Raw genomic sequence first — 24,723 nt, forward strand, 5'->3', positions numbered from 1 at the left:
TAACATAACCTTGTTTTGTTGATTTTTGTTTTTTATGCTACACTGAATGAAAATTAGGAAAAACGGGTGAGTAGTATGGCCAAAAGAGTAACGATGCAGCAAATTGCGGATGCTGCGGGGGTGTCCAAATTTGCAGTGTCCCGTGCGCTGACAGGCAAGCCTGGTGTGAGTGAGCATACACGCGAGATGATCGTCAGAACGGCGGGTCAGCTCGGGTATTTCAGAACTGAACCGAAGCGTTATGCACTGGAGACACAGATGTCATTGGAGATGAAGCCAGAAGCGAAGCGGCAAGGCACCATATTGATTTTGTTTCCTAACATTCGTTCTCAGAATCGATCCTCCTTGTACTGGGGGCCTGTTTTTGACGGCATTTCTGAGAGGTTGAATGAGAAGGGAATGGATATTTTAACACTGACGGAACCCTCTTCAGATCGAATGTTCTCGGTTCTTAATCCCGAAGCAATCAGTGGAGTCATTACCGTGGGCACCATCTCGACATCGGTATTGCTGGAAATTTACAGACTGCGTATTCCACTGGTCATGGTAGATCATGAAGACCCCGCCGTATACGCAGACTCGGTTTTTACGGACAATATGAAATGTATGAAAGAACTCGTTCTCATGCTTGTTGGAAAAGGGTACAGAAGGTTCCAGTTTGCCGGGCAACTGCCCGATGCGGCAAGTTTCAGAGAACGCTGGCTTGGATATCGTACGGTGCTGGAAGAGAAGCAGGTGGCAGGGAAACAGCAAGAAGGTTTGCTGGGCGCGGAATACGAACAGATTCGGGGCTCCATTGCCGAAATGAAGCTGGAGGACATCCCTGAAGTCATTGTGTGTGCGAATGATCATACGGCTGTTATCGTGCTTGAGGCACTCCGAAGCCGAGGCATTCAGGTTCCTGAACGCTGTGCCGTGACTGGGTTTGACAATACGCAGACAGTTGAACCCATCCTTGCTTCAGTGCATATCAACAAAGAGAATCTGGGCACCAGAGCGGTAGATCAGCTGTTGTGGCGGATTCAGCATCGGGACGAACCTTATGAACGCAAGTTGATCTATTCGGAATTAATTATTCGAGATGAATATAACGCCAGTTTAGAGTGATATGGTAGGACGTATTGAGTCATTGTAAAAACAAGCATCCAGGTAAATAAGTTAAGTGAAGGGACATGGAGCATTAGAGCTTCATGTCTTTTTTGTTATGCAGAAACTATTTAACAAATTAAATAACAAAACAGATTGACTATAAGAACCATATCGTGTTAATTTTGTTTTGTAAGTTATTTGTTTTTATACTAACAAAACATAACAAAATATTGGTTAACAACTCTAACAACAATGGAGGCTGTCATGAGCACAATACAATCACATGTTTTTCAGAATTGGACATTCAAGGCTTGCGAAGATCAAGAGTGGATGCCGGCTCAGGTGCCCGGCTGTGTGCATACAGATTTGCTGAAACTGGGCAAGATTCCAGATCCTTTTTATGGAACAAACGAGAAGGAAGTACAGTGGATTGATAAGATAGATTGGGAATATCAGACGGAATTTGACGTGGCCGAAGCGTTGTTCTCCCAGGAACATCTGGAACTGGTGTTTGATGGCCTGGATACATATGCGGATGTGTATGTGAATGAGGTGCATGTGTTGTCCGCAGATAATATGTTCCGAGTATGGAAGGCAGATGTAAAAGCTGTATTAAAGGAGAACGGCAATAACCTTCGAATACGCTTTCGGTCGCCGATTCAGGAAGACCTGCCGAAGCTGGAGAAGCTCGGATATGCGTTGCCTGCATCCAATGATCAGTCCGATGTTGGCGGACTTGGCGATAAGAGAGTAAGTATTTTTGCCCGTAAAGCGCCGTATCACTATGGTTGGGACTGGGGTCCGCGTTTTGTAACGAGTGGGATCTGGCGTGAAGCACGCCTTGAAGGTTGGACACAGGTACGAATCAATGATGTGTATATCCAGCAAAACGAAGTAAGCGCTACCTCAGCTTCATTAACGGCTGTTGTGGAAGTCGAGACATCACAAGCGGTAGATACGATTATTCGTATCGGCGCAGATGGACAGAGATGGGAAAGATCCGTATCGCTACAACCCGGAACTCAGACTGTGGAGATTCCAATCTCCATTGATGAACCGAAACTGTGGTGGAGCCGTGGGCTTGGTGATCCGCATCTGTATACTTTCCTTGCTGAAGTGCTTCAAGGTGAACGGGCTGTTGCTGAATCTACAGTGAAGACAGGGCTTCGTTCCATTCGTTTGGTACGTGACAAAGATGAAGCGGGAGCCTCCTTTTACTTTGAATTAAACGGCGTTGCGGTCTTTGCCAAAGGGGCAAATCATATTCCTAATGATAGTTTCATCACCGAAATTACCCGTGAACGTTATCGTCATGAGATCGTATCCGCAGCCGAGTCTAATATGAACATGCTTCGTGTGTGGGGTGGCGGGATCTATGAGCAAGATGACTTCTATGAACTGTGTGATGAATACGGCATTCTGGTATGGCAAGACTTCATGTTTGCATGCAGCATGTACCCGGGAGACGAAGCGTTCCTGAACAGTGTGAGACATGAGGCGATTGATAATGTGAAACGTCTGCGCAACCATCCAAGTATTGCACTCTGGTGTGGGAACAACGAGATTGATTCGGCTTGGGCTCACTATGTTGAGAATGGTGGCTGGGGTTGGAAAAAGGAATTTACTGCCGAGCAGCGTGAGAGCATTTGGGCCGATTACGAAGCCATATTCCATGATCTGCTGCCAGAAGTCGTTGAAGCGTATGCTCCAGGTGTGGATTACTGGCCTTCTTCACCACTTGTATCCCTGTCAGGGGATGAGAAGCAACATGCTCACCCGTCCACAGCCGAAGGTGATATTCACTATTGGGGTGTATGGCACAATGTAGAACCGTTCGAAAACTACAACGTGCATGTGGGTCGTTTCATGAGCGAATACGGATTTCAGTCGTTCCCGGAGTACAAATCAGTCCGCACGTACGCGGAAGAAGAGGATCTGGCGCTGGAATCAGAAGTCATGCTCGCCCATCAGAAGAATGGGGCAGGCAATCGTCTGATCAAACAATACATGGATATGTACATGCATGAATCGAAGGATTTTCCATCGTTCCTGTATATGAGTCAGGTACTTCAAGCGGAAGCGATGAAGACCGCGATTGAGGCGCATCGTCGCCGTAAACCATTCTGTATGGGCACACTTTACTGGCAAATGAATGACTGTTGGCCTGTGGCTTCATGGGCAGGAATGGACTATCTTGGTCGTTGGAAAGCATTGCAATATTATGCGAAACGCAGCTTCAGCGATGTGTTGGTATCCGTAGATGGAACCAAGGAAGATACGACAGATATATATATCATCTCGGATCTACTTGAGCCAGTGAAGGGTCAATTGCAGGTTAGACTGATTGGATTCGATGGCACGGTGTATCGTGAAGAAAATCATGAAGTAACAGTGGCTTCGAACTCGGGTCAGCAGGTGTTATCCCTAAGCCAGGCTGAATGGCTGGAAGGACATGATGCAGCAACAACGTTGCTGCGGATTGATCTGAAGCAGAATGACGCAGCGGACATTGTGCAGGAACATTACTTTGCACCATCCAAAGATCTTGCGTTGAATCCTGCACACATCAAAGTAACTGAAGTCTCGGATGAGGCTGGTGCCCATCTGGTGCTGGAAAGTGACGTGCTTGCCAAACAGGTATGGATCGCTTCAGAAGCGGAAGGTGTATTCTCGGACAACTTCTTCGATCTCATTCCTGGCATCCCGGTGAAGGTGCAGTTTACTTCCAGAGAAGGGCTGCAATCTGCCGATGCGGCTTCCAATACAGGACTCATTCAGGTTCGTTCCATGGCTGACTTTATCAAACGATAATCAGGCTTAACATCAGGACGGTTGAGATCTCTCATAAGAGGGATTTCGACCGTTTTTATTTTTGCGGCATCCAGCAAAAACGGAGGTAGGCTTCAAAGATGATGCCATCATTGCTATAATTGATAATCATTATCAATTGATAAGTGGGTTTGTAGTCACAATGCTATGAATTGTACATGATTGGCACTTAGGAAAGGGAGTCTATATGGGAATTCAGAATGACATCAAGCTGTGGGATCAGGTACAGGTTCGCGTGCTTGATGTGCGTCTTATATCACTGGAAACCAACGAGTTCATACGTAATTATGTGTTACCGACCAGTGCATTTGTGTATGTTCAAGGCAGGGGGCAGGCGTGGCTGGATGAAGAGGTATGGACCACAAGCCAGTTCTTGCTGCTGCACGGAGGAAAAGGAAGGCGTCTGACCCTTGAAGCGACCGGGGTGACAGAGGTGCATCTGATTTTATACAAATCCACGCTGCCATCCAACGTGCTGGTGGAGTACCGAATGATGCTGAACCAGCGCAATCCGTTCGAAGAGTCCTGGGCGACAGCCCCGGATCATGCACTTGAGCTGCGCGAGCTTGTTCGGAATATACATGAATGCTGGTCAGAGCAGGAGCAAGTGGGCAAAATTCAGGTCAAAGTGTATTTCTTTCAACTGGTACAGATTGCATTGTTACAGCGGAGTCGCATGCTTAACGAAGTTCAGCAACCTTCGCTTACCGATCAGGTTTTGCGATATATCAAAGCTCATTATCGGGAATCGATCTCGCTTGATTCGCTTGCCCAGTCCTTGAGTTACAGTCCGCAATATGTATCACGCAAATTCAAGGAGCAGACGGGATGTACACCGACAGAATATGTGATTCGGTTACGAATGGGTGAGGCAAGGAGTTTGCTTGCATCCACGGAAGCTTCATTACAGGAGATTGCTGCGTACGTGGGTTATATGGACCCGTTCTATTTCAATCGCATATTTAAAAAAGAGACCGGCATTACACCGGGACAATATCGGTTGAAGCAACAGGAGCATTCGAAATCAGTTTCAAAAAGTGCATTATATGCAACAAATGAATCCATTGTAACAGGCCGGAAGGAACGTTATCCTTTAATTGATGATGATAATCATTATCAATATATTGGAGATGAGGAAATCCATATGTTTAACCATTTCAAATCAGCGATTATGTCGCTTGCGCTTGTACTCACATTGAGTGCTTGTGGAACAGCCCAGCAGGGGGCAGAAACATCCGAGGTCGCGGCTGAACCCGAACAACCGGCAGTAGTAGAAACCAAAATGGTCAAAACGACCTTTGGTGAGGTGGAGATCCCTGCACATCCAGAGCGAGTGGCGGCTATCGATTATCTGGGAACTGTGCTTGCTCTTGGTGTCAAACCGATCGGTGGGGGGCAATTTCTGATGAACAGTCCCTATCTGGAAGGTCACATGGATGGTCTTGCAACGATAGGGGATTCCGTTGAACAATTGATGGAGCTGGAACCGGATCTCATTATTACATTGAATCCCGACAAGGCCGCGTATGAGAAATACAGCAAGATTGCACCAACGGTTTCGATTGCATCCATCACTTTCCCCACACTGAAGGACGAAGTAAACTATTTCGGTGAAGTCCTAGGCAAAGAAGCGGAAGCAGAGAAATGGCTGGCTGATTTCGATGAGGAGATTGCCAAAATCAAGCAGAAGGTTCAGAGCGTTGTCCCAGCTGGCGTTACATTCTCCGTGATGCAGGAATATGATCGCCAAGTTTTCATTTTTGGCAATCAGTCAGGCCGGGGAGGACGTAATATCTATGAATTGCTTGGTTTGCAGGCACCAAAGAACATTCCATCCGAGTTGATGCAGGGCGCTTATCATGAATTTTCGATAGAATTGCTCTCCAAATACGCGGGAGATTACATTGTTCTGACCAGCAATTCTCAACTGAAAGACCTTCAGGCAGATCCAGTCTGGGGTTCATTACCTGCTGTCAAAAATGGAAGAGTGTACATATGGACAGAAGAACAATCCTGGTTCCGTGACCCCATCGCCTTGCTGAAACAGACACAGGATCTGGCTGAATGGATTATTGGACTTCATACACCGTCTAAGTAAGGAACGGTCGTCCTGCCCACAGTTAAAGGCCCGAGTGCAACGCAAATGCACAGCGGGCCTTTTTCGTTTCATGAAACCATGTATTTTTAATTCATGATGCTTATTGTTTGGAATCATGGAATCTTGAAATCTTGATTTATTGAATTTCCAGGATCTCGATCGCATAACCGTCCAGCTCGAGATGAGGTCCTTTCGGTTTCCCGTCCAGTGCACTGGTATATGAAGCATGGAGTTCAATGGAGGCAGGTTCGGGGCTCAGATTCAGAATAAAACGGAACGTTCCATTCGGACCCGAGCGGGTGGTCACCTGTACGCCATGTGACAAAGTCTGAATTCCGGAAAGGTCACAGCCTTCTGCGATGCTTCGCAATAACTGGCTCAAGTACGCTTCTTCCGGCTGGGTTGCCACATAGTAAACCTCACCTTTACCCCAGTGATTCCGGGTCACAGCGGCACTTTCGGCATAAAATTGATCGGCATACACAGCGACCTGCTGCGCCGTGTCCAGTTCCAGTACATCCACCCATTGAGAAGCAGCATAGAGATGACCTTGGTCGTCACGAATCTGAACGGTATCCCCGCCAACAGGATCATACTCCGTAACCCGCACACCACTACAGTTAGATAACAGACCTGGGAGCGGTGCCATGACACAGACGTTATTGTCGTTCTTGACACCCGTGCGATGGGTTAAGACCAAGATGCCTCCGGCTGCTGCAAAGGATTGCAGACATTCTGCTGTAGTCTCATCCAGCAGGTACAGATGCGGAGCAATGATGATTTTATAGCCATCCAGTGGCTCCGAAGGGTGTATAACATCCGTACTGATGCCCAATTTGGTCAACGCGCGATGCCAGACCTTCATATTTTCGTAGTATTCCAGTCCTTCGGCTTGTGGCTGAATTCGAAGGGCGTTCAATTGATCATGCGAATGCAGAATCGCAACTTCATTATGCAATGTTGAACCCTGTAGTCGCTCACTGAGTCTGTTCACTTCGGTACATAGCTGTTGAAACTCCTTGAAACGTCGCCCCGGAACATTGCTGTGATCAATCAGCCCATGCCAGAACTGCTCCGCTCCCACAGGTGCACTCCGCCAGCGGAAATGCACAACCGCATCGGCTCCACGAGCAATCGTCTGCCAAGCGTAAGCACGCAGGAAGCCGGGCTGCGGTGTACGCCACATCGGAAACCAGCATCCCGGAGGGCCACTCAGCTGCTCCATGATCCAGAAGTTGCGGCGTTTAATGCCGCGTGTCAGATCCAAAGAGAGCGCGCCGCTGTATGGTGCGGTATCTGTTTTGTTCGGTGAAGGGTTCGGATAATAATCAAAAGAAGCGAAGTCCAGCTCCTGACCGATTTTATACTGATCCGCCTTTTGCGGATAACTGTGAAAATTATGGGTGACCAAATGCGCAGGACAATTGCGACGAATAATCTCGACCTGAATATGTTGAAATTCCACAATGGAATCCGATTGAAAACGGGAGTAGTCCAGCAGGAATGAAGGGTTCTGGAACGAGGAGCCTCCATACGGCGGCGTAACCTGTTCCCAATCGCTATATTCACCACTCCAGACGACAGTCCCCCAAGCTTGGTTTAGCTGATCCAGACTGTGGTAGCGAACACGAACCCATTCACGAAAAGCTTCGGCACAAGCGGCGCACTGACAATCCGTGAAGCTGAATTCGTTATCGGTCTGCCAGCCGATGATTGCCGCATGTTCAGCATAGCGCTCAGTCAGTTTTTGCACAATTCTTGCACTGTATGTTCGCATACTGGGACTGTTATAACAGCGATGACCCCGAATGCCTTCGTGATATGGTTGACCATTTGGAAGCAAAGGCAGGACATCAGGACATTTTTCCGTAAGCCAGCGTGGGGGTGTCATGGTTGGTGTACCAATTACAATTTGCAGTCCTTGACGATGTAAGGTATCAATCGCTTGATCAAGCCATGCCCATTCAAATTGTCCATCAGTGGGTTCCATTCGGCTCCATGCGAACTCACCCACACGCACAATGCGCACTCCGCTGTCAGCCATTAAACGGGCATCCTGTTCCCACAGGGAAGGATCCCAATGTTCTGGATAATAATCCACGCCCATTTGCACGGGAAGGTATGTATTCATATCGTTGTTCTCCTTTAGTATAAGCATCATGATCTTGTAAATTTTGCATGAGTCTATTTCATTGTATACTGGATAATAACAAGGGAATATAACAACATGTTGCGACAGGATATCATGATCTTGCTATTTAGTATCTCCATATCCTATAAGTAACCAGGGGGTTGAACATATGCGAACACATTGGTTTATGCCTGAGCCGGGATTCGCCGGGTACACCTGTTATCCGCTGGCCTATGGAAGATATCTCGATCCAGAGCATGAGGAGCATCGTCCAGACGGGATACGGGAATACAATCTGCATCTGATTTTCAGTGGACAGGGATATGTCAGAACAGAACAGGGAAACGTGCGGTTGGTTGCTGGACAAGGTTTTCTATATGCACCAGGACAAGCTCAACATTATTATGCTGATCCCTCGGATCCTTGGGATGTCAGATGGATTCATCTACAAGCCTATGATCTGGAGCGATTGCTGGACCTCCGCAGTCCAGACAAGGTTTGGCTGTTTTCATTTTCAGGATTCGAACGCTTCGAGGCGCTGCATGAACAATTATGCCAGCTTGGTAGACATTATGAGAGTGTACATGAACCCAGATTATCTGCTGTACTATATGAGTTACTGGTGGAACTTACAAGAAATTCGGAGTCGCTGGCGGGGACTTCTATACTGAGTCATCAGGATACGATTCGTTCAACGGCCGATTACATCCGTCGTCATTGTACGCAGCCGCTCAGTCTTGCCGACATGGCAAATACCGCGGGATACAGCGTGTATTATTTTAATCGCATGTTCAAAAGCATCATGGGGGTTCCCCCGGGCCGATATCTGCTGGATTGCCGTATGCTGGCGGCGAAGAAAAGTCTGGCCGATTCAGATCTGACAGTGAAGCAGATTGCTTCCCAATGCGGATTCACGCACAGCAGTTACTTTATTCGTATGTTCCGTACTTACATTGGAATGACGCCGCAGCAATTCAGGCTGCTCTATAGATCAGGTAGTGGAGAGGCAGACGCCATATCAGCAGAGGACTGAATCCACATTAAACTCAAAAACCGTGCTGCCCAGTATGATGAGCGGCACGGTTCTCTTATGCTTATGTATGACTGAACAGTAGAGGGGATTAGCTGCCTGACGCAGATGAAATAGCGTTGTGTTTGCCGTATAATAGTTATTGGTTCTTTTGTTCATTCTGAATTTCTTGCAGATCCGTAAGTTGTAGTGAAAGGTCATTCTCTGGGTTTGCGCTCACAATGACTTCTGACTGAGATTGTTGCTGGCCGGGTTGATTCGACTTGCCGGCAGGTTTGATCACGTAGAGACTCTGAACGGAGTTGAGCAGGCTGGCGGGGGTGTCTTCATACGTTTCTAAGAAAAGTACATAGTCTCTGGCAGGGATCAGCTTGAGGTTGTCATCATTAATAATCTCGGTGTTGCCCAATTGTCCGCCAAGTTGCTTCACTTCAATGTTCTCCCCGGCCTTGTAAATGCCCTTATAGGATTCGACAATCTGAATGGTATGGATCGTATAGATTTTGTCAAAAGAAGACGGCTCTCCACCCGGATCGGACGTGGGGGTCAACTCGTTTTCATTCACAGCATCGGTAACGTGTACGATATCGTTCATAGCCTCCACACGAGTCTCAATAACACTACCCTTAACAATGGTGTTTGCTCTCTCGGACAGGTCGCCAATGCTGGCATAACTCGGGTAATCTTCAGAAGCAATAATGGTCATGGATGCATTCGACGAGGAAGCAGCAGGTGTAACAGAAGAACATCCAACAGCAGATAGAATGAAAATGGAAGAGAGAAGCAGTATTAATACTCGATTTTTGTTCATGGACAGGTATCCTCCTTGGATTTTGGGATGAGATCGTAATGGATTAGTACTTGGATCTTACGTTATTGATATCAAAAGTCTGAGGTTTGGTCATGGAATTGCGGTTGCGGGAGTATGACATAATGGAAGGGCTTGTTGTTGTTGGGTTGTCACCGAGCCAGATGGAGTGACCGAGTTCGTGGACGAATACGCTTTGAATGAAGTTGGATAAGTTGGTCGCGTCAGGGGTGATGGTGGATGCATTGAGTTCGATGCGGAAGCTTACGACTTGACTGCCGGATACAGAGGCGTAGTTGACACCATACGCTGTGTTATTAAAGTTTCCTACGGTGATGGTATTAGGGGAATTACTTGTTTTGGTGAATTGAACTTTGGCACCGGCATTGTTCCAGTTCGCAAGGGAAGCGTCCATAGGAGTCTGCCATGCGGAGGTGTAGTTATACGTGCGAATGGGGATGGTGGTGCTGGGATAACCGTAGGTCAGAAAGGTCGCTGCATAGATGGTACTGCCGAACATCGCAATTGCCGAGAACAACATGATGCTCATCAAAAACTTCCTTTTCATACTAAAAACCTCCAATAAATGTATTTTAATCTCTATTATAGTAACAAGGAATAGTTAGATTGGAATGAGTCCGAGGTCATTGTTTTTGTCGTGAAAAACATGAAATAACGCTTGTTCAGACCCTGATGGTGTCAAAATAAGTCATTTTCTGTTCAATATGCATGCATAATTTCCCTGAAGTTACAAACAATACATCCAACTTCTCACAGGGAAAGGTAGTGCTTGAATATGTGCAACCGTTTTTCATTGGCAGCCGATTTGGACGAAGTCAGAGATCATTTCAAGATTCAGCGAGTGATGTATTATTACAAAAACCGATACAATATCAGCCCAACCCAGCATACGCCGATTATTTTACATCAGGATGGCGAGCGTGTATTGGATGAGTTTCGGTGGGGGTTCATACCATTTTGGGGTCGTGATGCCGTTAACGCGAATCTCATGACGGTGCATGAGAATCCTTCCTATTACAAACTGGTAGAGACCAAGCGCTGCGTTATTCCCTGCAATGGATTATATTACTGGCGGCAAGAGGGCAAGAAAAGTTATGCAGTACGTGTTGTCATGCCAGATCGCGGTCTGTTCGGCATTGCTGGGTTATACGAGGTGTGGAGAGATACACGTAAAGAGCCGCTTCGTACCTGCACGATGCTTATGACAGGCGCGAACATGGTTACACGCGAGTTTGGCAGTAAAATGCCGGCGATCCTCTCGGAAGAAGAGATCAATACTTGGCTTGACCCGGCGAATACACGGGTGACTCAATTGTTACCGCTATTGAAATCGTATAATAGTACAGAGATGAATCTGTATCCAGTCACCCCAATGGTCGCCAACGATGAACACGACTGTTACGAGTGCGTAGAAGAGATGGATCAGAAGCTGGCTTACGTTCGGAGTTTCTGAACATCCATTGGATAGAGTGAAGGACTTGGGATAGAATGAAGAAGATGAAGGGGCCGAGAGTCTGGAGACACTCTGCTCTTTTTTCTTTCTGAAAATGAAAAGTTGCAATTGCAGTCAAACGTAACTATAATCATTACAGTAAGTGAACGCATATATTCATATATCTATTAAAAGAGATATTTATAATCAGGAGGGAACCACGAATGAATCCAAAGTTTAACCAGATGTTTGAACAAGTTTCACTGCCGACTGGTATTACACTGAAAAACCGTATCGTGCTCGCTCCCATGACTCATATGTCCTCGAATGCGGATGGTACCATATCCGACGCTGAACTCGCCTATTATGCACGACGCACCGGTGGGGCTGGCATGTCGATTACGGCTGTAGGGCATGTAACCGAGTATGGCATTGGTTTCCCCGCTCAATTTGGTGTCTATGATGATCGCTTCATTCCTGGTCTGAAAAAATTGGCTGAAACCATGAAACAACAAGGCTCCGTAGCCGTATTGCAAATTTTCCATGCGGGCCGTCTGACGCCTGAACAAGCTGTACCTGCGGGTCAAGTAGTTGCTCCTAGTGCGGTTGCGAGTGAGCGTCCAGGTTCGCCTGAACCAAGAGAATTGACGGATGCCGAGATTACTTCCATTATCAAAGACTTTGGTGAAGCGACACGTCGTGCAATTGAAGCCGGATTTGATGGTGTTGAGATTCACGGTGCGAACGGTTATCTGATCCAGCAATTTTTCTCCCCGCATTCCAACCGACGTGAAGACCGCTTTGGCGGAAGTGTGGAGAAACGTCTTACTTTCCCGCTTGCTGTCGTGGATGAGATTCAGAAAGTGGTTGCCGAACATACCAAACTGCCGTTCATCATTGGTTACCGTTTCTCCCCGGAAGAACCGGAAACACCGGGACTTACAATGGAAGATACGTATGCACTGGTGGATGCATTAAAAGATAAAAATCTCGACTACCTGCACGTTTCCCTGAACGAATTCTGGTCCAAGCCAAGACGCGGCGAAGCCGATACACGTTCAAGAATGGAATTCATCCTGGATCGAGTGAACGGCAAATTGCCTGTGATTGGCGTAGGTGCGATTCATACGGCTGATGAGGCCGCTGAGGCCCTTCAAACGGGAGTACCTTTGCTTGCCATTGGACGTGAACTGATTATTGAACCGGATTGGGTCGAGAAAATCGAGAGCGGACGTGAAGAAGATATTGCAACGATTCTGACGAAATCGGATCAGGAACGTCTGGTTATCCCTGACGGGTTGTGGAATGCAATCATCCACACACCGGGTTGGTTCCCTATGGCAGAAGATAAATAATATACACTTCAGAACTGGAATGGAGGGGGCGAAAGCTCCCTCCTTTTGCACATGATCCAAATTCTCCTTGTCATCGCACTGTGGTATGATGGATGAACAGGATCAACTGGATAATCAACGGTTTGGAGTGAAGGAATATGCTCGTAGCTGAACGGTATGAGAAAATAGTGGAATGGGTGGATACGCAAGGCAGCATGCGTGTAACCGAACTTAGTGAGCGCTGCGGGGTGACGGAAGAGACGATACGTCGTGATCTGGACAAGCTCGAACAGGCGGGCAGGCTCAGAAGATCCCATGGCGGGGCGGTCAGCGTAAAATACAAGGAAGAGTTACAGTCGGAGGTTCCGTACCCGGAACGGGCTGTAGCCCATGCAGAAGAGAAGCGCAGAATTGCAAGCGAAGCGGTGAACATGGTGGAATCCGGCGACCGGATCGCCCTGGATGCAAGTACAACGGCGTGGTATATGGCGGCAGGATTGCCGAATATTCCACTGACGGTATTAACTAATTCGATTAAAGTGGCCGCAGAGCTGAGTAACAAGGAGCAGATTCGTGTGATTGCCACAGGTGGGCAGTTGGCTTCGAAGTCACTGTCTTTTGTAGGACCGCTGGCGGAACGTTCGCTTGATGCGTATCATGTCGATAAAGTGTTTTTGTCTTGTAAAGGGGTGCATCTGACTAAAGGCATCAGTGAATCGAATGAATTACAGGCCTTGGTGAAGCAGAAAATGATCCAGATTGCGGATGAAGTCATATTACTTGCCGATTCCAGCAAATTTAATATACAGGCATTTACCAGAGTCGCTGAGATAAGCAGTGTGGCGAAAGTGATTACAGATCAGGGTGTAGATGAAGAGCAAGTTAACGCATTAATCGAGCAAAATATTACGTGTATACGTGTGTAAATCAGAAAGGAATGAAGTGTCATGAAACATCCTTTTCATCTGAAAGCGGTATGGAATGGTGGACGTAACAGTGAGGGAACAATCGATGCAGGTGGATTAAAAACGGTCATATCGATTCCGCAGGAGATGGGCGGACCCGGTACGGGAACCAACCCGGACGAGATGCTGCTGGGTGCAGCCTCCACCTGTTATCTGATCACACTGGCTGCAATGCTGGAGCGTTCGGATATTACGCCGGATGAATTGACGCTTGAATCGGAAGCAACGGTAGATGTTACGAATAACGTATTTACGTACGAACGGATCGTACATAGACCCCGGATTGTACTCAGCCAGGATGCTTCAGAGGCGGATATGACCAAGGCTGAGCGCTTGGCGCACAAGGCTGAATCATCCTGCATGATCTCCCGAGCAGTGGCAGGTAATGTCCAGATGGAGACACAACCGGTCATTATTACTACAGGAGCTAACGCGGTGTGATATACTGAAGAATAGACGATTCAAGTTGTCATTTGAGTAAACTAAGGAGTCATTCGGTATGAACACACAGAAGCGCAAGACTAACCGCTGGGTACGTTTAACACGTGCTATGAAGCTGAATTTTCTCAAATTGTTACGTGCTCCCGGAGGTGCCCATAAAGTATCCACCGGATTTGCCATAGGGTTCGGATTGGAATTGATCGTGATCTCGACCGCTTCCCTGATCTATCTCATATTTTATCCCATTGTACGACTGTCTGGCGGTTCGATGCCCGCAGCGATTGTTGGTAATGTGATTGGTAAACTTACGTTTTTACCTATTATACTAATGCCGCTCGCGAAACAAATTGGTTCATGGATTTTGCCTGCACACAGCATGGGACAGGGACTGGTACATGAGAGTGCTTTCATGGAGCTGTTTCGTGGAAATTGGTCGGCCGTGAGCGAATTGTTGCTTGGTGGGCTGGATATTCTGGCAGGTATGTCCGTGTTCGGTGTCATTTTGGGCGTGATTTCGTATTTTGTCGTAAAATTCTTCTACGTCAGAGCGCTTAACCGGCGTTATGAACGCCGGCTGGAGAAACGCCGACAAGCGGATATCGCTTCGGTATCCCCTCCAGTGTTAATCAGGAAGCCATCACAATCATAATGGGCAGCATGAACATGGATGCAGCAGTTGTCCACAGAATACAGCGGGATACAAACTGCGGGGAAGCATTGAACTGTTCAGCCAAAATAACGGCGTTCACTGCGGTGGGCATGGATGCGAGGATCAGCAGCACATTGAACAAGGTACCCTCGACCTGAAGTGCGGTAAGAATCAGCCAGGAGAGGATCGGCGCAGCTGCGAGACGCACCACAAGTCCGGTCCAGAAGGCTCGGCGTACATTGGGCAACCAAGGTACCGTTGCCCCTTTGGGTCTGAGCATCTGTGCCCCAAGAATGGCGAGAACGACAGGAGAATAGCCCGCAGCCAGCATGGCAATCCCTCCATCCAGTGCTTCAGGCAGGCTCATATTGGACGCACGCAGCGCAATGGCGATGCCAGCAGCATAGATGGATGGCATGCGGAAAACGGACAGAATCGCATTTTTGACGGTGAATTCGGATCTTGCGGCAAAAAAGATACCTACCGTATTAACAATGATCATCTGTCCAATAACGTAGACGGAAGCCTTGTCCAGTCCAAGCTGACCAAAGGCAAGCAGTACCAGCGGGAGCCCGTAATTCACACAGTTCGTAAATGTGGAGACAAGGGTAAGACCCGCTTTTTCGCTTGCACCCAGATGAAAAACCCGGCTTAACAGCTCGGCGAGTGCCCACAGGGCAACTAGATTGATGAGGGAGAACCAGAATGTGCTGGTCACGTCCGTCCAGGTAATCTCTGCATGCAGCAATGTATTGAAGATGAGCGCAGGGCTCAAAATATAAAGGGAAAAGGTCGAGAGCGACCGGGTATCCCAATTCTTGAAGCGTTTTAACAGAATACCACCGATCACGGGAAGTGATATCGGCAAAAATACATGGTATAACGTGAGTATGAATGAGTGAAGCAATGCAGTTCAGTCCTTTCTCGATGAAAAACCAATCTTATCATAGCAGAAGATGAACTCCATATACATGGATTTCAGGATGATCATGTTGTAGTAATCGCCGTGCTTAACTGAGGATTTCCCTGATGTGCAGCGTCAGCGGATTGCTATTTTGATATGGCAGATTTATTATAGAAGAGGTGCAACAAGATTACATACACATAGAGGAGGAAACTGTAATGAGTGAATCAAAACGCTTGCTCGTACTTGCTGGCTCTTATGCCGAAGCGGAAAATGAGGGCATTTACGCATATGAATTGAATGAGGATACAGGCAGCTTGTCCAAGCTTGATGGCATTGCTGGCGTGAAAAACCCAACGTTTGTCAACGTGGATGCTGAAACAAACAAACTGTACGCGATTGGTGAAACTGCGTCAGCTGAAGGCAACAAAATGTCTGAAGCTGTAGCTCTGAGCATTGATCCTTCTACAGGAAAATTAACATTGCTGAACCGGAATGACTCCATTTCAGCTCCACCATGTCATATCCAGCGTGATCCTTCCGGCAAATACTTGATTCTTTCCAGCTACCACGGTGGCCTGGTAGGTCTGCAAGCCTTGACGGATAACGGTGAAGTTGGAGCGCTTCTGGATGAGAAGAAACATGAAGGCCAGGGTGCGCATCCTGAGCGTCAGGACAAGCCACACGTACACTCCGCATTCTTCAGCCCGGATGGCAAATACATGATGGTACAGGATCTGGGTGCGGACAAAATCGCGATCTATTCCATCGACGCAGACAAGAATGAACTTGTGCCGCACAGTGAAACCAAAACACATGCGGGAGCAGGTCCACGTCACTTGGCGTTCCACCCGAATGGTCAATTCGCTTATGTGATCAACGAAGTGGATTCTTCGATTACGTCGTTCCAATATGATGCAGCAGCGGGTACGTTGACTGAATTGTCTACTGTATCCACATTACCTGATGGATATGATGGCAAAGAGAATACAACAGCAGAAATCACCGTTTCCAATGATGGACGTTATGTATATGGTTCTAACCGTGGACATGACAGCATCGTTGTATTTGCAGTAGATGCAGACAAAGGTCATCTGACACTGGTTGAGCATGTATCTGCTGAAGGAGAGCATCCGCGTCATTTCGCTCTGACACCTAACGGCAAATTGCTGATCGCAGCCAACCGCGATACCAACAACATCGTGTCTTTCACAGTGGATCAGGAGAGCGGACGTCTGAAATACACAGGTCACAGCACAGGTGTATCCAAGCCGGTATGTGTGAAACCAGTATACTTGTAAAAAATAAATTTCTAATACCAGCCTTGGCTGGATTGAGATGATAATGACCCTGCCATGTGGCGGGGTCTTTTATATTGAACATCCAACGTGATAATTAGGTTGCTGTTCTGCTATAAACAGTGCTGTAAACGGATCTGAACAAAGGATTTATCTTGTTATATAATTCGTTTAACAACGAATAATTATCAATAGTATCGCCCAAGTAACTACCCCACTTCAAAGTGCGTACTTCCTGAATGGATAGTCAGGGTCTACAATGAGTGAGTAGCCAAAACAAACCCTGCATGCATCTGAATAGACGAATTGGTGCAGGCTAAATATCTGATTATTATTTTATAGGAAAGACTCATACTTGAACAACAAAGGAGAAATAAATGATGAAATTGCAATTGGCACTCGACTTGGTAAACATCCCTGAAGGTATCGCACTGGTTAAAGAGGTTGAACAATATATTGATATCGTTGAGATTGGTACACCAATCGTTATTAATGAAGGTTTGCACGCGGTAAAAGCGATGAAAGAAGCATTCCCTAATCTGCAAGTTCTTGCAGACCTTAAAATCATGGACGCTGGTGGTTATGAAATCATGAAAGCTGCTGAGGCTGGTGCGGATCTGATCACTGTGCTTGGGGCAACCAATGACAGTACGATTAAAGGTGCAGTAGCAGAAGCGAAGAAACAAAACAAACAAGTTCTTGTAGACATGATCAACGTGCCTAACCTTGAACAACGTGCTCGTGAAATTGATGCGCTTGGCGTAGATTACATCTGTGTACACACAGGTTATGACCTGCAAGCTGAAGGACAAAGCCCGTTCGAAGATTTGCAAACGATCAAAGCTGCTGTGAAAAATGCAAAAACGGCTGTCGCTGGTGGAATCAAGCTGGAAACATTGCCAGAAGTAATCAAAGCACAACCGGATCTGGTTATTGTAGGCGGCGGTATCACAGGACAAGCAGACAAAGCGGCAGTTGCAGCTGAAATGCAACGTCTTGTTAAACAAGGGTAAGCGAATGAGCAAAACACAATATGCAGCGGACATCTTGAAGGAGCTGGAACGCACGTTAAGCCAGATCGATGATGCAGAGATGCAAGCGATGGCTGAACATATTCTGGCTGCAGAACAGATTTTTGTAGCAGGAGCAGGCCGGTCAGGATTGATGGGAAAGGCTTTTGCCATGAGACTGATGCAGATGGGGCTTCGTGTATATGTGGTGGGCGAGACCGTTACACCCGGGATCAGCTCGAAGGACTTCCTCTTGCTGTGCTCTGGCTCAGGAGAGACAGGCAGTCTCGTAGCTATGGCTAAGAAGGCTAATCAAGCAGGAGCACCTGTCGGCCTGATTACGATCAAGCCAGAGTCTACGATCGGTCAATTGGCAACTACGGTAGTGCGCCTTCCGGCTTCAGCCAAAGAGGACACAGCGACTTCCGGAGCGGAAGTAACCATCCAGCCAATGGGCTCGCTGTTCGAACAGGGACTGTTAATCGGCATGGATGCTCTCATCCTTACGATGATGGAAATGAAGGGCATGACCGGAGCGGATATGTTTGGCCGCCACGCCAACCTGGAATAGGGAATAGATGAAAGACCGGAATCCTTTAATTATGAAGGGTTCTGGTCTTTTGTGCGATGTACAGGCATTCATTTGTTTAGATTTATCCGTAATTTTCACTTAAACTTTGCATCCCGACCAGGCTGTAGTAGAATTAATAGATAGCTGTATCGAATGAATGTACTTATTACATCATGCATGGAGCGGAAAGCTTACCTTATGTGAAGTATTCCCGTGATATGCGTAATATACGCGATATAAGATTGAAGATGAGGGGGCTCGGAGCCATGGCAGCCGAAGTCAAGGAACGGATTAATCTGAAAGAAATCAACTGTGAGAAGGAATTGACCCTTGCGGTGATCGGTGGCAAATGGAAATTGATTATATTGTGGCATTTGGGTCTGGAAGGCACCAAACGTTTCAGTGAACTGAAACGCCTAATCCCTCATATTACCCAGAAGATGCTGACCAACCAGCTTCGTGAGCTGGAGGAAGACAAACTGATTGAGCGTAAGGTGTATGCAGAGGTTCCGCCTCGGGTGGAATATACGTTGACAGATCACGGTCAGAGCCTGATGCCTGTACTGCACGCAATGTATAACTGGGGTAAAAATTACGGTGAAAATGTAATCTGGAAAGAAAGCTAAATAATAAGATTTTGAACAAACCGCTGGTTAAATGGATGCTTCCATAACCAGCGGTTTTTTAGTTACTTTTAAATTTTGGTCAGAGGATCAATAGTTTACTCCAAACGCAGTGGGCAGAAATAGCTTGAAGAAGCGGAGCTAAAAAGCTTTCTGAAAGAAAGCTACATCGCAAGCATATACTGGCTTTTATCCTAGATACCCCTTTTATATAGATGGAACTAAACATTCACATGAGAACGTAGAGGACAGAAAGAATCTGAAGAAGCGGAGCGTTCGCCTTTATCACCAGATTTTCACCTTTTAAAATTGAATCAAAAAATTAGGGGATAACAGCGATCGGAAGGTTGTTCTGTCATCGGAGTGGTAAGTGTGAATATTCTTTAGTCCCATCTATATTCCCCTGAACCAAAAGTCTCATTATTTGCAGATGTCATGTATACATAAACCGATTATGATACGATGAGAGATATTGGAAAATGCAAGGAGGATGACAACTAAAGATGGAAAAAATACGTACACGTGCTGAGGTAGATCAGGAAACCACATGGGATCTGAGAGATTTGTTTGTAACCGATGTAGAGTGGGAGCAGGAACTTCGATCACTTCCTGAGGCTGCTGCCCAGATCGAAACGTTCAAAGGACGTCTGGGCGAAGGCGCTGAACAATTGCTGGCTTGTCTGGATGCTCGTGAAGCTTTGCAGGAGCGAATCGGCAAGACGGCTTCTTATGCCCGCTTGAAGCACTCAGAGGACAGCACCAATCCGGTGAACATAGAGAATTCAGCTAAAGCAGGAGATATCCTATCGAATCTGTCGTCATCCTTGTCTTTTGTTAATTCGGAGATTGTTGAACTTCCGGATGGAACGGTAGAGCGTTATATCCAAGAACTTCCGGGATTGGAGCCGTATGCGCGCAGTTTGGAGCGTTTGATTCGGGAAAAATCACATCGGCTTACGCCAGAGACCGAGAAGGTACTCGCTTCACTCGGAGAGGTACTGGATTCGCCATACCGTATCTATCTGCGCGGTAAACTGGCAGACATGACGTTTGACGATGCTCTCGATGGAGAGGACAATAATCGTCCACTGTCCTGGTCATTCTATGAAAATAATTATGAGATGTCGTCCGATACCAAGCTGCGCCGTTTTGCTTATGCTGCATTCAGCTCGACATTAAATGATTACAAAAATACGTTCGCAGAAGGTTATGCAACCGAAGTGAAGAAACAGGTTGTTTTATCCAGGCTGCGAGGTTATGACGATGTTACAGATATGCTTCTTAGCCCACAGCAAGTGAGCAAAGAGATGTACAATAATATTCTGGATATTATCCAGCAGGAACTCGCACCACATATGCGCAGACTGGCGGCTCTCAAGAAACGTGAGCTTGGTCTGGACAAGCTGATGTTCTGTGATCTGAAGGCCCCGCTGGATCCTGAATTTAGCCCTGCCATTACATATGATGAGGCGTGCACACTCATTCGAGAAGCGCTTGATGTGCTTGGGCCGGAGTATGGCGAGATCGTAGAGCGTGCATTTCGCGATCGCTGGGTGGATTACGCAGATAATGCAGGCAAATCCACAGGGGCATTTTGCTCTTCTATATATGGTTCGCACTCCTATATCTTAATTTCTTGGGCGAACAATATGCGCGGAGCATTTACACTTGCCCATGAAGTGGGACATGCAGGCCACTTCATGCTTGCGGGACGTTACCAACGGCTCACGAATACAAGGCCATCACTGTATTTCATCGAGGCACCATCGACCATGAATGAAATGCTGCTGGCAGATCATCTATTGAAACGTTCCGATAATCCGAGAATGCGTCGCTGGGTCATTTTGCAACTCTTGAACACGTATTACCATAACTTCGTTACACATCTGCTGGAAGGTGAATTGCAGCGCAGGGTGTATGCACGCGCAACCAATGATGAGCCCATTACGGCGAAGACGTTAAGTCAGCTCAAAGGAGACATCCTTTCCGAATTCTGGGGACCTGATCTGGTAATCGATGAAGGGGCCAAGCTCACGTGGATGAGACAACCTCATTATTATATGGGTCTATATCCATATACCTATGCGGCAGGTTTGACCGCTTCCACAGCAGCTGCACAACAGATTAGGGAAGAAGGGCAGCCTGCGGTAGATCGCTGGCTCGAAGCACTCAAAGCCGGTGGAAGTCTCACACCGCAGGAGTTAATGAAGCTCGCAGGTGTAGATATGTCTGGACCTGAGCCGATTCGTTCTGCGGTTGCTTATGTCGGCAGTCTGGTCGACGAACTTGAACGTCTGTATTCCTGATCTGGTTCATATAGTATACGGACAAGGCAGAACGGGTTGTCTGCATGCACCGCCCTCCTTGCGTGGGGGCGGTGCATCTTATTTTGCAAGGGGAAAGGAACGATGATGAATGGCGTTAACGAGCGTGTCCTCATCGATGGGCCGATTAAGCGTGGACGGCTTTGGTGTGTTTGACGACATGAATGGAGTACCGGGGTTTGAAGGCAATCAGGGTGGTTTCTTTTCGGGATTGAATGAGTTTGGTGCCATGGGTGCGTTTGTTTCCATTTTTATTGGTGCCGTATTTCTTATTGTTGCGGGTGTGATTGTATATGCCATCATCTCGGGGGTACGCACGTGGTCCTCGAATAACGCTGCGGCCTTGTTAACCCTGCATTCAGCGGTGGTGGCGAAACGAACGGAAGTCTCAGGTGGTAGCGGGGATAGCAGTGCGACGACCCGGTATTATGTTACATTTGAATTCGACAATGGCGAGCGCATTGAACTGATTGTTGGTGGAAACCATTATGGCATGTTGGCTGAACATGATCGAGGGATGCTGACGTATCAGGGGACACGATTCAAGCATTTTGAGAGAGATGTGCAGCCCCAGTCGGGCGTTAACAAAGGTCAGTTTTATACGTGAAAATAGAAATGCGGCTCCTCCTACTTGGGAGAGAGTCGTTTTTGGTATGCCCAAAAGAAAGAAAAATCGAAGGGTATTCAAACGCTTACAATGGTGATATACTCGTAAAATAAAGTAAAACAGTATTAAACAAAAACAAACAAACAATAAATACAGAATAAAGTACAGAGTGCGGACTGAATCAAGAGATATCGTATGGAAATAGAATTGGCTCGAAAGGTTGGTGAAGCGCAGTGAGTGTTTTGGCTTATGATTTGGGCGCTGGCAGCGGGAGAGCGCTATTGGGACATCTGAATGATCATGGGATCGAAACAAGCGAAATTCATCGGTTCAAGAATGAACCCGTGAAGGTTGGCGAGCGGATGCACTGGGATATTCTGCGATTGCATCATGAATTGTTGCAAGGGCTTACACTTGTGAAACAGCAGGGAGACAAGCCGGAGAGCCTGGGGATCGATTCCTGGGGCGTTGATTTTGGTTTGCTTGGCGGTCATGGTGAGCTGCTGGGTAACCCGTATCATTACCGTGATACACAGTTTAACGGCATGATGGATCAGGTACGCCAAGAGTTGAGCTCTCAGCGAATCTTTGAACGTACAGGGATTCAGTTTCTTAGCTTTAATACCCTGTATCAGTTGGCAACCCTTCAACGTAGCGGTTCTCCGCTTCTTCATGAAGCAGAGCGGTTTCTCATGATTCCGGATTTGCTTCGATACTTTCTGACGGGAGAAGCCGTGAATGAGTTCACCAATGCTACGACAACACAATTGTATAATCCCTCACAGGGTCAATGGGACGGTGAGTTGCTGAAGCATATTCGCATTTCGGAGAAACTCTTCGGTGAAGCGGTGATGCCAGGCACCCGTGTTGGACAGTTGCGCAGCAGCATCTGTAACGACCTTGGTCTTTCTTCTATACCTGTGATCGCCGTTGCGGAGCATGATACGGGTTCAGCCGTTGTGGCTGTTCCTGCAACGGAACGTTCATTTGCTTACCTGAGCTGTGGAACCTGGTCCCTGATGGGTACCGAGATAGATCATCCTGCGATTAGTACCGAGAGTCTGGCATTGAACTTCACGAATGAAGGCGGGGCGGGCGGAACATTCCGTCTGCTCAAGAACATTATGGGTCTGTGGATTTTGCAGGAAAGCATGCGGGAGTGGGAGCGTCAGGGGCAGGAAATTAGCTACAGTGCGTTATTGGCAAAGGCGGAGCAGGCACCTCCATTTGCCAGTTTATTTGATCCGGATGATGAACTGTTCATGCCAGCAGGAGATATGACAACCCGAATACGCCAGTATTGCCGTGATACAGGACAAGTGATACCAGAGGATCAGGGGGCTATTGCCCGGGCAATTCTGGAGAGTCTTGCATTGAAGTATAGAAGAGTTCTGGGATGGACGGAACAATTATCGGGACAGTCGTTCAACGGATTGCATATGGTCGGTGGAGGTATCCAAAACCGCCTGTTATGTCAGTGGACTGCGAATTCCATTGGCAAGCCGGTATGGGCGGGTCCGGCAGAGGGAAGTGCTATCGGGAATATGGTTGTGCAATGGATGGCGAGCGGAGCGTTTAAGGATATCTGGGAAGCTCGCAAGGCCATTCGTGATTCATTTCCTGTAATTGCGTATGAGCCGCAGGACGGATCAATCTGGGAAGAGGCTTACGGCAGATTTCTGCGTGTGACGGCTTCATCCACTTCACAAGCGGGGAGTGAGATGTAAACATGTTGGCAGCCGAGCGGTATGACCGGATTGTAGAGATGGTGAATGTTAAGGGCAGTATGCGTGTATCCGAGCTTAGTGAACGCTGTCGGGTGACGGAGGAAACCATCCGGCGAGATCTGGATCGTTTGGAACAGGCAGGACGACTGCGTCGCTCTCACGGTGGTGCCGTGAGTGTGAAGGAAGATCAGCCCGAGATCCCTTATCGGATCAGGGAGACAACCCATGCGGAAGAGAAAAAACGGATTGCACAAGCGGCTCTGGCGATGATTAATCCGGGTGATCGCATTCTTTTGGATGCCAGTACAACGGCAGGTTATATGGCAGCAAACATGCCTGATTTTCCGCTGACCGTCTTGACTAATTCCATTCAGGTAGCGACTGAACTTAGCAGTCGTGACAAGGTTGAGGTTATCTCAACGGGAGGCCAGTTGGCATCTCGCTCGTTGTCTTTTGTAGGGCCACTCGCGGAGCGTTCTCTGGAGACGTATCATGTGGACAAATTGTTTTTGTCCTGCAAAGGCGTACATCTTGAAGGTGGCGGAATCAGTGAATCCAATGAACTTCAGGCAAGGCTGAAGCAAAAGATGGTTGGCATATCCGATCAGGTCATCTTACTTGCCGATGCCAGTAAATTTGGTGTCCGTGCTTTTGCTCGGGTATCCGGATTAGATGCAGTCCATACGATCGTTACCGATCAGCCATTGGAGGTAGAACAGACAGAACGTTTGAGCGGATACGATATCGAGATTATTACGGTTTAAGCTTTGAATTTATTAATATAAATTGAACTTAACATTTACACGAAACGGAGAGGACAGAAATAACTTGA

Annotated in this window: 21 protein-coding genes; 17 read left to right on the forward strand and 4 right to left on the reverse strand. The window is 47.3% G+C overall.

The window, feature by feature from the left end; all coding sequences use genetic code 11:
* The first annotated feature begins 75 nt into the window (after positions 1-75).
* The 3 genes from MKZ12_RS12515 (at position 76) to MKZ12_RS12525 (ending at position 6,016) form a co-directional block, all read left to right on the forward strand.
* On the forward strand, positions 76-1,107 hold the full coding sequence (locus MKZ12_RS12515; protein ID WP_339260658.1) for a LacI family DNA-binding transcriptional regulator: 1,032 nt from the start codon (positions 76-78) through the stop codon (positions 1,105-1,107).
* Positions 1,108-1,353: 246 nt separating this feature from the next.
* A complete protein-coding gene (locus MKZ12_RS12520) occupies positions 1,354-3,900 on the forward strand; it encodes a glycoside hydrolase family 2 protein (protein ID WP_339260660.1) in 2,547 nt (848 codons plus the stop codon).
* A 205-nt stretch (positions 3,901-4,105) separates the two neighbouring features.
* Positions 4,106-6,016: an AraC family transcriptional regulator gene (locus MKZ12_RS12525; protein WP_339260662.1), complete on the forward strand. Its 1,911-nt coding sequence runs from the start codon at positions 4,106-4,108 to the stop codon at positions 6,014-6,016.
* Positions 6,017-6,152: 136 nt separating this feature from the next.
* Here MKZ12_RS12525 and MKZ12_RS12530 read toward each other — a convergent pair whose 3' ends face one another.
* A complete protein-coding gene (locus MKZ12_RS12530) occupies positions 6,153-8,147 on the reverse strand; it encodes a beta-galactosidase (RefSeq protein ID WP_339260664.1) in 1,995 nt (664 codons plus the stop codon).
* A gap of 169 nt (positions 8,148-8,316) precedes the next feature.
* On the opposite strand from MKZ12_RS12530, the gene MKZ12_RS12535 reads away from it, so the two are divergent.
* Entirely contained in the window at positions 8,317-9,180 is an 864-nt protein-coding gene (locus tag MKZ12_RS12535; protein ID WP_339260666.1) for an AraC family transcriptional regulator, read from the forward strand.
* Between the two features lie 136 nt (positions 9,181-9,316).
* Here the strand turns inward: MKZ12_RS12535 and MKZ12_RS12540 are convergent, their stop codons facing one another.
* Complete coding sequence (locus MKZ12_RS12540) at positions 9,317-9,988, reverse strand: hypothetical protein (RefSeq protein WP_339260668.1); 672 nt, start codon at positions 9,986-9,988, stop codon at positions 9,317-9,319.
* A gap of 43 nt (positions 9,989-10,031) precedes the next feature.
* Positions 10,032-10,553: a hypothetical protein gene (locus MKZ12_RS12545; protein WP_339260670.1), complete on the reverse strand. Its 522-nt coding sequence runs from the start codon at positions 10,551-10,553 to the stop codon at positions 10,032-10,034.
* A gap of 228 nt (positions 10,554-10,781) precedes the next feature.
* Here MKZ12_RS12545 and MKZ12_RS12550 point away from each other — a divergent pair, with 228 nt between their 5' ends.
* The 5 genes from MKZ12_RS12550 (at position 10,782) to MKZ12_RS12570 (ending at position 14,827) form a co-directional block, all read left to right on the forward strand.
* A complete protein-coding gene (locus MKZ12_RS12550) occupies positions 10,782-11,459 on the forward strand; it encodes an SOS response-associated peptidase (RefSeq protein WP_091016984.1) in 678 nt (225 codons plus the stop codon).
* A 203-nt stretch (positions 11,460-11,662) separates the two neighbouring features.
* On the forward strand, positions 11,663-12,793 hold the full coding sequence (locus MKZ12_RS12555) for an NADH-dependent flavin oxidoreductase (RefSeq protein ID WP_339241941.1): 1,131 nt from the start codon (positions 11,663-11,665) through the stop codon (positions 12,791-12,793).
* Between the two features lie 137 nt (positions 12,794-12,930).
* Positions 12,931-13,698, forward strand: coding sequence for a DeoR/GlpR family DNA-binding transcription regulator (locus tag MKZ12_RS12560; protein WP_339260671.1), 768 nt, complete (start codon positions 12,931-12,933; stop codon positions 13,696-13,698).
* A 21-nt stretch (positions 13,699-13,719) separates the two neighbouring features.
* The gene (locus MKZ12_RS12565; RefSeq protein ID WP_339260673.1) at positions 13,720-14,178 is read left to right on the forward strand and encodes an OsmC family protein; all 459 of its coding nucleotides are present in this window, start codon (positions 13,720-13,722) and stop codon (positions 14,176-14,178) included.
* A 58-nt stretch (positions 14,179-14,236) separates the two neighbouring features.
* Positions 14,237-14,827, forward strand: a complete 591-nt coding sequence (locus MKZ12_RS12570; RefSeq protein WP_339241946.1) for a DUF2062 domain-containing protein — start codon at positions 14,237-14,239, stop codon at positions 14,825-14,827.
* On the opposite strand, the gene MKZ12_RS12575 is transcribed toward MKZ12_RS12570, so the two are convergent.
* A complete protein-coding gene (locus tag MKZ12_RS12575) occupies positions 14,805-15,734 on the reverse strand; it encodes an AEC family transporter (protein ID WP_339260675.1) in 930 nt (309 codons plus the stop codon). The genes MKZ12_RS12570 and MKZ12_RS12575 overlap by 23 nt on opposite strands.
* 215 nt (positions 15,735-15,949) lie before the next feature.
* On the opposite strand from MKZ12_RS12575, the gene MKZ12_RS12580 reads away from it, so the two are divergent.
* From MKZ12_RS12580 to MKZ12_RS12615, 8 genes are all read left to right on the forward strand, one after another.
* Positions 15,950-17,032 (forward strand): lactonase family protein, encoded by a 1,083-nt coding sequence (locus tag MKZ12_RS12580; RefSeq protein ID WP_339260676.1) that lies wholly within the window; start codon positions 15,950-15,952, stop codon positions 17,030-17,032.
* 377 nt (positions 17,033-17,409) lie between these two features.
* The gene (gene hxlA / locus MKZ12_RS12585) at positions 17,410-18,042 is read left to right on the forward strand and encodes a 3-hexulose-6-phosphate synthase (RefSeq protein ID WP_036670570.1); all 633 of its coding nucleotides are present in this window, start codon (positions 17,410-17,412) and stop codon (positions 18,040-18,042) included.
* Between the two features lie 4 nt (positions 18,043-18,046).
* The gene (gene hxlB, locus MKZ12_RS12590; RefSeq protein ID WP_339260678.1) at positions 18,047-18,610 is read left to right on the forward strand and encodes a 6-phospho-3-hexuloisomerase; all 564 of its coding nucleotides are present in this window, start codon (positions 18,047-18,049) and stop codon (positions 18,608-18,610) included.
* A gap of 266 nt (positions 18,611-18,876) precedes the next feature.
* Positions 18,877-19,236 (forward strand): helix-turn-helix domain-containing protein, encoded by a 360-nt coding sequence (locus tag MKZ12_RS12595; RefSeq protein WP_062833989.1) that lies wholly within the window; start codon positions 18,877-18,879, stop codon positions 19,234-19,236.
* A gap of 500 nt (positions 19,237-19,736) precedes the next feature.
* A complete protein-coding gene (pepF, locus tag MKZ12_RS12600; protein ID WP_339260680.1) occupies positions 19,737-21,539 on the forward strand; it encodes an oligoendopeptidase F in 1,803 nt (600 codons plus the stop codon).
* Positions 21,540-21,648: 109 nt separating this feature from the next.
* Positions 21,649-22,164 carry a DUF2500 domain-containing protein gene (locus MKZ12_RS12605; RefSeq protein ID WP_339241954.1) on the forward strand — a complete coding sequence of 172 codons (516 nt, stop codon included), beginning with the start codon at positions 21,649-21,651 and terminating at the stop codon, positions 22,162-22,164.
* A 233-nt stretch (positions 22,165-22,397) separates the two neighbouring features.
* On the forward strand, positions 22,398-23,891 hold the full coding sequence (locus MKZ12_RS12610; RefSeq protein WP_339260682.1) for a rhamnulokinase family protein: 1,494 nt from the start codon (positions 22,398-22,400) through the stop codon (positions 23,889-23,891).
* A gap of 2 nt (positions 23,892-23,893) precedes the next feature.
* Entirely contained in the window at positions 23,894-24,655 is a 762-nt protein-coding gene (locus tag MKZ12_RS12615; RefSeq protein ID WP_339260684.1) for a DeoR/GlpR family DNA-binding transcription regulator, read from the forward strand.
* Positions 24,656-24,723: the final 68 nt, after the last annotated feature.

Origin of the sequence: Paenibacillus sp. FSL R5-0713 (genome assembly GCF_037973325.1) — a bacterium.
Taxonomy (GTDB): domain Bacteria; phylum Bacillota; class Bacilli; order Paenibacillales; family Paenibacillaceae; genus Paenibacillus.